Below are 8,096 nucleotides of genomic sequence, written 5' to 3' on the forward strand. Positions count from 1 at the left end.
CTCCCCATCCCCGGACGCACCCGCGGTCGACGGGCTGTCCCATGTGGCGATCAAGACCAATGACCTGACCGCGACGCTCGCCTTCTACACCAAGGTGATCGGGCTGGTTTCGGTGTCCCGGCCTGATTTTGGCTATCCCGGCGCCTGGCTGGGTGTGCCGGGCCCAAGCGGGCACGCGATCGTGCACATCTACGCCGGCGGCCCGGCACTGGGCCCCGAAGGCGCCACCGTGCTGGGCTCCGGCGCGATCGACCATGTGACGCTGACCTGCCACGACTACCGCGGCTTCATCGACCGCTTCACAGCGGCGGGGCTGCAGTGGCGCGAATTCCTGGTGCCCGGCACAACCACCTGGCAGTTGTTCGTCTTCGACCCCTCGGGCGTGCAATTGGAGTTGAGCTTTGACGGCAGCACCGAGACGGGGCCACCGCCGGACTTGTCACCGGGACGCGGCTATGTCGCCGGCACTAGCTTCTTCGATCCCGCGACCTACCCCAAGCTGTCCTGAAGTCCTAACTTCTCGACAGAAGACGAAGCGCCAAAACACAAGGAGTACGCATGGAGAACTTTTCCCAAGAGAACGAAGCCGTGGCGGCCATCGGCGGCGCGGTCGCCGCCGCCGGTGCGCAAGGACTGGCGAGTACAGCTGCCGCGGCGGCGGCGCTGACCGGCCTTGCCCCCGCCGGAGCCGATGAGGTGTCCGCACAGGCGGCGGCGGCGTTCGCCGCAGAGGGCACCGAGATGGCGGGTCTGATCGAGGCGGCACAGCAGGAGATCACCCGCGCCGGTGCGGCAATAAGCGGAATCGCCGGCACGTTCGCCGCGGCCGATACCGCCGAGGGCGAACGCCTGAATGAGGCCGGCAACGTCATCGACGCGTCGACCTAGTAGCCGCCGTGCTCTGGCATGCGATGCCGCCGGAAGTCAACACTGCCCGGCTGATGATGGGTGCGGGCCCGGCGCCCATGCTGCAGGCCGCCGCCGGGTGGCAGGCTCTGGCCACGGCCTTGACCGCACAGGCCACCGAACTCGATGTCGCCCTGAAGTCGTTGCAGCAGTTATGGACCGGGGCCAGCAGCGAGCGAGCCATCGCCGCGGCGACACCGATGGTGACCTGGCTGCAAACCGCCGCCGGGCAGGCCGAGCAGCGCGCAGCGCAGGCTACCGCTCAAGCCGCGGCCTACACCGCCGCGTTGGGGATCACCCCGACGCTGCCCGATATCGCGGTGAACCACGTCACCCGCGCGGTACTGACAGCCACCAACTTCTTCGGTATCAACACAATGCCGATCGGCCTCAAGGAAACCGACTACTTCGTCAGGATGTGGAATCAGGCCGCCACAGCGATGGACGTCTACCAGGCGGAGACGGCGGCCAATACCATCTTCGCGCCACTGACCCCGGCTAAGCCGATCCTCGCTCCCGCCGTGGGTGACGTGGCCGACGCCGTCGGCAGGTTGGCCAAAACGACCGCCGACGCCGCTGAGACCGCCGCCGAGACCGCAGCCCCGTCTCTGGCCGACAGCCTCGCCGACACTCTCCGCACCACTCTGACCGACCTGGCGTCGCAAATCGGTAACGCCGAATTGCCGTCGTTGGAGCAACTCAACCAGTTCGCCACACAACTCAGCGGACCGATGCAGCAGATGAGTCAGTTCGGTCAGCAGTCGTTTCAGCAGTTGCAGCAGCTGATTCAGCGGGCCGGCGGCAAGGGTGGTCTGGGTGGTGATCCGACGGCCGACCCGCAGGAGGACTCGGCCGATCAGATCGGTCTACTGGGCGCCAATCCGGGGTCCACTCACCCGCTGGCCGGCGGATCGGGTCCGAGTGTCGGCGCGGGGATGCTGCGGGCGGATTCGCTGCCCGGAGCCGGCGGATCACCGCCCCGCACTCCCCTGTTGGCCGAATTCCTCGGCCGATCCGACCCGGCGGCAGCCCCCACCCCGGCCGCCGCAACCGGTGGCGCGGCCGGATCCTCGGCCATGGGCTCCGGTGCCGCCCCGCTAGGCGCGATGGGCGCCGGCGGGCAGTCCAGCGGTACGCGTTCAGCACCGGCGATCGCGATGCCACTCGGCCGGGAGGATGACGACGAGGATGACGGCGTGAACCAGTCCGACGAGGACGACTGGTGAGGGTGGTGAGGGCGAGTTTCTAGGTTTCCCGGCCCCCGAAGGTCTTGCCAGGGCTCAGCCGAATTCGAGTAATTTCACCCATCCCTGCGGAGGTATCGGGCCGCTACTATTCCGCCAATGAAACCCGCATTGGCAATCGCAGGTGCTGCCATCGCGGGCGCGGCGGTGACCGCAGCGGGATTCGGTATCGCGATGTCGCAATCCCCCGATCAGGCAGCTGCCCAGGGCGCACCCCCCGCCCAGATCGCGGCGTTCACCGGGAACATCACCCAGGCCGCAGCGCAGAACCAGGATTTCCGGCGGGTGCTGTTCACGGGGACGAAATCCCAACTCGTGGTGATGAGCATCCCGCCGGGGGGCGAGGTCGGCCAGGAAACGCACCTGAACGTCGAACAGACTTTCTTCTTCCAGTCGGGAACCGGCGAAGCGAGTCTGGACGGGAAGAAGACACCGGTCGGCCCGGGCGACGTAGTCGTCGTGACGCCGGGCACCGACCATAACTTTCGCAACACCGGGACCGTTCCGGTGAAGATCTTCACCATCTACGCCCCGCCGAACCACATCGACGGCCGCATCCACAAGACCCTCGAAGACGCGAACGCCGACACCATCGACAGCGCATTCAGCCCGGGCTGACGACGAAGACGGTGATGGGTGTGCGGCGCTTCCTGGCGATGGTGGCGGCGCTTGCCTTGATACTGCTCAATGCGGCGCCAGCCCTGGCAGTCCCCCCACCCGAGATAGATCCCGAGGCGACACCGGCAGACACCGTCGAGCCAGAGTTACCCTTCGAACAACGTCGCTACTGCTCGGAACCGACCACGCTGCCGGATTCTGAATTCCGCGACCCGCCCTGGGCCTACGACTATTTGGACATCCGTGGGGCACAGCGGTTCGCCACCGGGGCGGGGGTCACGGTGGCGGTGATCGACACCGGAGTGAACGCCTCCCCGCGGGTTCCGGCCGAACCCGGTGGCGATTTCATCGACGCTGCCGGCGACGGGTTGTCCGACTGCGATTCGCACGGAACCATCACCGCGTCCATCATCGCCGGCCGGGGCGCCCCGACGGATGCGTTCATCGGCGTGGCACCCGATGCGCGGCTGATCTCGTTGCGTCAGACGTCGGAGGCCTTCGAACCGGTCGACGTGCAGGTCGACCCGAATGACCCCAACACCACTCCGGCGGCGGCGTCGATTCGCAGTCTGGCGAGGGCCATCGTGCACGCAGCCAACCTCGACGCCGGTGTGATCAATATCAGCGAAGCGGCCTGCTTCAAGGTGGCCAGACCGGTCGATCAGGCCTCGCTGGGCGCAGCGCTGAACTACGCCGTCAATTTCAAAGGCGCGGTGGTCGTCGTCGCGGCCGGCAACACCGGCGGTGATTGCACCCAGAACCCGCCGATCGACCTGTCCGGGCCCAACGATCCTCGCGGCTGGCAGGACGTCCAGACGATCGTCACGCCGGCGTGGTACGACTCCCTGGTGCTGACGGTCGGTGGTATTGCACCGACCGGCGTGCCGAGTCCGTTCTCGATGCAGGGTCCGTGGGTGGGTGCGGCAGCACCCGCCGAGGACGTCACCGGCCTGGGCGGTGACGGCGAACCGGTGAACGCCCTGCAGGGCGCTGACGGGCCGGTCCCGATCGCCGGTACGTCCTTTGCCGCGGCCTACGTATCGGGTGTGGCAGCCCTTGTGCGACAACGCTTTCCGGAGTTGACGCCGGCAGAGGTCATCGACCGGATCGTATCCACCGCGCGCAATCCCGGCGGCGGCGTCGACAATGCCGTCGGCGCGGGCGTCATCGATGCCCACGATGCGCTCACGTGGGACGTTGCGACCGGCCCCGGGGAAGCGCTGCCGACTATCCAACAGCTGCCGCCCCCGGTCGTGGTGCCGCCGCCTGATCGTGGGCCGATCACCGCCGTGGCGACCGGGGTCCTGGGCCTGGGATTGGCGCTGGCATTGGTAGCTCTGGCCGGACGGGCGCTGAAGCGCCGATGAGGATCTCCAGAAGCCCACTGCGGCTGAGATTCAGCACCGGTTACGCACTCGTCGTCGGCATTGCGGTCCCCGCTCTGGTGTTCCTCGTCCTCGACACCCACTACCAACGCTGGGCCATCGCAGTGGTGGCGGCGGCCGCCGTGCTGGCATTGGTCACCTTCCGCGGACGGCGGCTGACCGGGTGGGTGCGGACGTTGTTCGGGTGGATCGGGCGACGCCGCCGGGCGCCGGAGACGGCGTCGAAGGCCGCCGTCGGCGCCACCGTGCTGCCGGGTGATCCGGTGGCCGTGCGCTGGCAGGGCGAGACCCTGGTCGCGCTCATCGAACTCATTGCCCGCCCCTTCACCCCGACCGTGATCGTCGACGGTCAGGCCCGAAGCGAAGACGTGCTCGACACCGCCATGCTGGAGCAGTTGCTGGCGGTGCACTGCCCGGACCTCGAGGCCGACGTGGTCTGTGCTGGGTACCGGATCGGCTCGACCGCATCCGCCGAAGTACTGAGCATGTACGACGACGCCGTCGGATCGGACCCGGCACCGGCGCGCCGCCGCACCTGGCTGCTGCTGCGCGCCGACCCACTACGCACCCGGCACTCGGCGCAGCGCCGCGATGCCGGCGCCGCAGGCTTGGCCCGCTACCTGGTGGCCTCGACGACGCGCATCGCCGACCGGTTGGCCGGAGTCGGAATCGACGCACGCTGCTGCGCCGACTTCACCGATTTCAGCGCCGCCACGATGATCAGCTTCGAACGGGAGAACTGGTCGAGGCTGCGCGGACCCGATTCGGTGACCGCGGCGTTCACCGCAGCGGGCGGTCCGGACGTGTGGTGGTCGGCGCCCGCGGATCGCACCATTACTCGGATCCGCATCGGCGTCGGGGCCGCACCGCGCTCCACGGTGTTGTTGACCACCGCGACGAAACGCAAGAAGCCGAAGGGATTCGCCCCGCTGTCCGGGGCCCAACGGGCGGCGTTGGACGGCCAGGACCTCTTCGGCGACCAGCACTGGCCGGTGCCGATCGGATCGGCCGGGGTCCTGGTGGGCGAGAACCCCGACGGTTACCGGGTGTACCTACCGTTCGACGACGTCGATTCCTGCGTCGTGGTGGGCGAGGCACAGAACCCGGTCTGGTTTGCGGTGCGCGCCGCCGCCGCAGGCGGGCGAGTCACCCTGGAATCCCCGCTGGGTGTACTGGCCGAGATGATCGGCGCGGACATCGGCGCGGCATCGCAGGTGGTGTGGCCGGGTGCCATCACCCATCTCGGCGGGCAACCCGGCATCGGCCGGGTGGTGTTGCGAGACAACCAAATAGCCACCCCGAGGCACCAGGGTTTGGCGATCCGGCCGATCTCCCTGGACGGGGAGAGCCGCTTCGTGGAAGCACTCATGCACCAGCCTTCGGCAGCGCACTCGTGACGGCCAACGAAGAGAACAGGATTCGGACATGACGCAGCCTGAACTGAAGGTGGAACCCGACGAATTGCTGGCCAGGGCGAAGCTACTAGAGACGTTTGTGCTCGCGGATGCATTCCCCAAGGATTGTTATCCGCAGGGTCCGTGCACCCTGGATGTTGTTGTGCGAGCCCGGAACAAGATTTGGGACTCCGTCGATACTCTCCGGGACTCGGTCAGAGAAGGAGACGTTGAACTTCGCCTCATGGCGGAGGAACTGATCACCGCGGCTAAAGAATATGAGGAATGCGACCAGGGCCAGGCTGATGCCATCACCCAGAACAGGGCGACGTCGGCCGACCCAGTTGCCAGGCCGGAAAAAGACAGTTCGACCGACATGGCCACCACAGCGGATGACATTAGCGGGGGATACGACGGGGACACCGGCCACTACTACAGATCGAAAATCTACTATGCGGGCGACAACGGCAACGCGTTTACAAGCTTCGCTCAGGCGCTGACGGATTACGGAGTTTGGCTGCGAAGCGACGGTGACCGGGTACTGGGGAAAGGTTTTGACATATGGGACGGCACGGCGGCGGAAGATGCCGAGAAGAACTTCAAGAACCAGAACAAGTGGATTAGATCGCTAGCGGATTCTTGTGACAGCTTGGCGGCCGAGATAAAAAAAGTAGTGACGGCCTACAAAAAGCACAGTACCGAAAACGAGTACAACCTCCATTCCTCCTTATACCGCCATGCAGAAGGCGAAGCTAACTACCTGAAGAGAAGACATCACTCATCCGGGGACCTCGACGGAAGCGACTTCGATAGCGGGAACTGGCAACATCCACGCGAGTCCACATCAAGCTACGTTGAGAAGATCGTAAACGCGCCCACGAAGGACAGCCTGGGCGCGTTGAAGGAGCGGCAACTCTGGAGCGGAAGGAAAAAGCTAAACGACGCCCTTCAAGGTGCATCGGACGGAGTGATTGCCGGTCTCGAAACAGAAATATCCGGGATGAAACCCACCGAGCCTTCGGACCCTGCGTATCGAGCCGTCCGGAAAACGTCTACGGGCACGGGTGACGGCACGGGTGACGGCACGGGTGACGGCACGGGTGACGGCACGGGTGACGGCACGGGTGACGGCACGGGTACTGATGGCCTGACTCCTGGCGGCCTGGGCACCGGACTGCCCACCATGCCCGAAATGCCGTCGGACGTGCCGACCGATGCGGCACTTTCCGATGGGGTGCTCGCTGGCGCGGGGGCTGGCTCGTCCAAGCTACCGGCCGGCGGGATGGGGATGCGTGCCGCGTCAGTCGGCGGCGGTGGTGGTGGCGGGGTGCCGTCGATGCCGTTGCAACCACCGGTGGCTGCCGAGGGCGCGGGTTCCGGCGCCGGACGGGGCGTGCCGAACCTGGGAGGTGCCGGGGCGATGGCCGGCGGTGCCGCGATGGGCGGCCGCGGCGGCATGGGCATGGCGCCGATGGCCGGCCAGGGCGGCAAGGGTGAGGACAGCAAGGCCAAGCGAGCCCAGCAGGACGAGGAAGCCCTCTACGCCGAGGATCGCCCGTGGACCGAGGCGGTCATCGGTAATCGCCGGCGCAAAGATGGACCCGACAACAAGGAGTCGAAATGACAGACCCGCAGATGCCGGATATGGATGCCGTGTTGCAGCAGGCCCAGTTGGCACAGTCGTCCCTCGAGGACTTCAAGCACGGGATGAGCACCGGAACGTTCACCGGAACCGACGACGCGCGAACCGTCGAGGTGACCCTCAACGGACACCAGTGGCTGACCGGCCTCTACATCGAGGACGGCTTGCTGCGCCTGGGGGCCGAAACCGTGGGTGCGCGACTCAATGAGGCTGTGGGCAACGCGCAGGCCGCCGCGACCGCGGGCGTCGAAGCGCAGCAAGAGCAACTCCTGGCGAAGCTGGCCGATATCGCCGCGACACTGCAGGCGCAAGTCGGACCGCTCCCGGCCGACGGTTAAACGGCAACGAAATCTTCGGGACAACATGGCAATTGCGCGGCCGGCGGGCGGATTCGCCGAACAGATGATCAGCCCTGGCGGGTGGCCGGAGGTCGATGAGGCCGAGTTCGCTGCCCGGTCGGAGGAGTTCGCCGGGGTGTCCCGGCAACTCGGTGCGGTGCTGGACAGCAGTGCGCAGCAGAAGGTGCGGGTCTTCGAGGGCGGTATCTGGTCCGGAGGGGCCGCCGACGCCGCCGATGGTGCACTCGGTCGCAACATCGATCAGTTGACGGGCCTTCGCAACGACGCCGATGACGCGAACCGCTGGCACAACCAGATCGCCGGGGTGATCGCGGACGCCAAATCGGCGATCACCGATAACGTCGAGGCCGCCAGTGCCACGATCACCGAGTTGCAGAACGACATCGCGCTCGACGCCGACGAGCGAACCGCCGCAATCAACCGGGTGATCGCCACCACCTACGGGGCCAACACCGGCCTCGTCACAGCCACCGCAAAGCAGATCCTGGCCACCGGGGTGCAAAAAACTTCGCCATCGGGTCCAGTGGATTCGGGTGATCAGACGACGC

General features: G+C 66.7%; 8 protein-coding genes and 1 pseudogene. All 9 read left to right on the plus strand.

Annotated elements, in window-relative coordinates; genetic code table 11:
• On the plus strand, window positions 1-508 hold a 508-nt coding region (locus ADBZ5N_RS15615; RefSeq protein WP_526258932.1), incomplete at its 5' end, for a VOC family protein.
• A gap of 50 nt (window positions 509-558) precedes the next feature.
• Window positions 559-888: a PE domain-containing protein gene (locus tag ADBZ5N_RS15620; RefSeq protein ID WP_526258934.1), complete on the plus strand. Its 330-nt coding sequence runs from the start codon at window positions 559-561 to the stop codon at window positions 886-888.
• 8 nt (window positions 889-896) lie between these two features.
• Window positions 897-2,132, plus strand: coding sequence for a PPE family protein (locus ADBZ5N_RS15625; protein ID WP_526258936.1), 1,236 nt, complete (start codon window positions 897-899; stop codon window positions 2,130-2,132).
• A gap of 117 nt (window positions 2,133-2,249) precedes the next feature.
• Entirely contained in the window at window positions 2,250-2,768 is a 519-nt protein-coding gene (locus tag ADBZ5N_RS15630) for a cupin domain-containing protein (protein ID WP_526258938.1), read from the plus strand.
• Between the two features lie 14 nt (window positions 2,769-2,782).
• The gene (mycP, locus tag ADBZ5N_RS15635) at window positions 2,783-4,135 is read left to right on the plus strand and encodes a type VII secretion-associated serine protease mycosin (RefSeq protein WP_526258940.1); all 1,353 of its coding nucleotides are present in this window, start codon (window positions 2,783-2,785) and stop codon (window positions 4,133-4,135) included.
• Window positions 4,132-5,550 (plus strand): type VII secretion protein EccE, encoded by a 1,419-nt coding sequence (eccE, locus tag ADBZ5N_RS15640; RefSeq protein WP_526258942.1) that lies wholly within the window; start codon window positions 4,132-4,134, stop codon window positions 5,548-5,550. The genes mycP and eccE overlap by 4 nt, the downstream gene beginning before the upstream one ends.
• A gap of 28 nt (window positions 5,551-5,578) precedes the next feature.
• Window positions 5,579-7,171: a PPE domain-containing protein gene (locus ADBZ5N_RS15645; protein ID WP_526258944.1), complete on the plus strand. Its 1,593-nt coding sequence runs from the start codon at window positions 5,579-5,581 to the stop codon at window positions 7,169-7,171.
• Window positions 7,168-7,527, plus strand: a complete 360-nt coding sequence (locus tag ADBZ5N_RS15650; protein WP_526258946.1) for a YbaB/EbfC family nucleoid-associated protein — start codon at window positions 7,168-7,170, stop codon at window positions 7,525-7,527. The genes ADBZ5N_RS15645 and ADBZ5N_RS15650 overlap by 4 nt, the downstream gene beginning before the upstream one ends.
• Before the next feature lie 25 nt (window positions 7,528-7,552).
• Window positions 7,553-8,096: pseudogene (locus ADBZ5N_RS15655) on the plus strand (hypothetical protein); the annotation flags it as partial.

It is taken from the genome of Mycobacterium sp., assembly GCF_044370595.1.
GTDB lineage: Bacteria > Actinomycetota > Actinomycetes > Mycobacteriales > Mycobacteriaceae > Mycobacterium.

Excerpts from the sequence above, each read along its gene's own strand:
- ADBZ5N_RS15630 (WP_526258938.1), top strand. The coding sequence starts at position 2,250 with ATGAAACCCGCATTGGCAATCGCAGGTGCTGCCATCGCGGGCGCGGCG.
- ADBZ5N_RS15620 (WP_526258934.1), top strand. The coding sequence starts at position 559 with ATGGAGAACTTTTCCCAAGAGAACGAAGCCGTGGCGGCCATCGGCGGC.
- ADBZ5N_RS15645 (WP_526258944.1), top strand. The coding sequence starts at position 5,579 with ATGACGCAGCCTGAACTGAAGGTGGAACCCGACGAATTGCTGGCCAGG.
- eccE (WP_526258942.1), top strand. The coding sequence starts at position 4,132 with ATGAGGATCTCCAGAAGCCCACTGCGGCTGAGATTCAGCACCGGTTAC.
- mycP (WP_526258940.1), top strand. The coding sequence starts at position 2,783 with ATGGGTGTGCGGCGCTTCCTGGCGATGGTGGCGGCGCTTGCCTTGATA.
- ADBZ5N_RS15650 (WP_526258946.1), top strand. The coding sequence starts at position 7,168 with ATGACAGACCCGCAGATGCCGGATATGGATGCCGTGTTGCAGCAGGCC.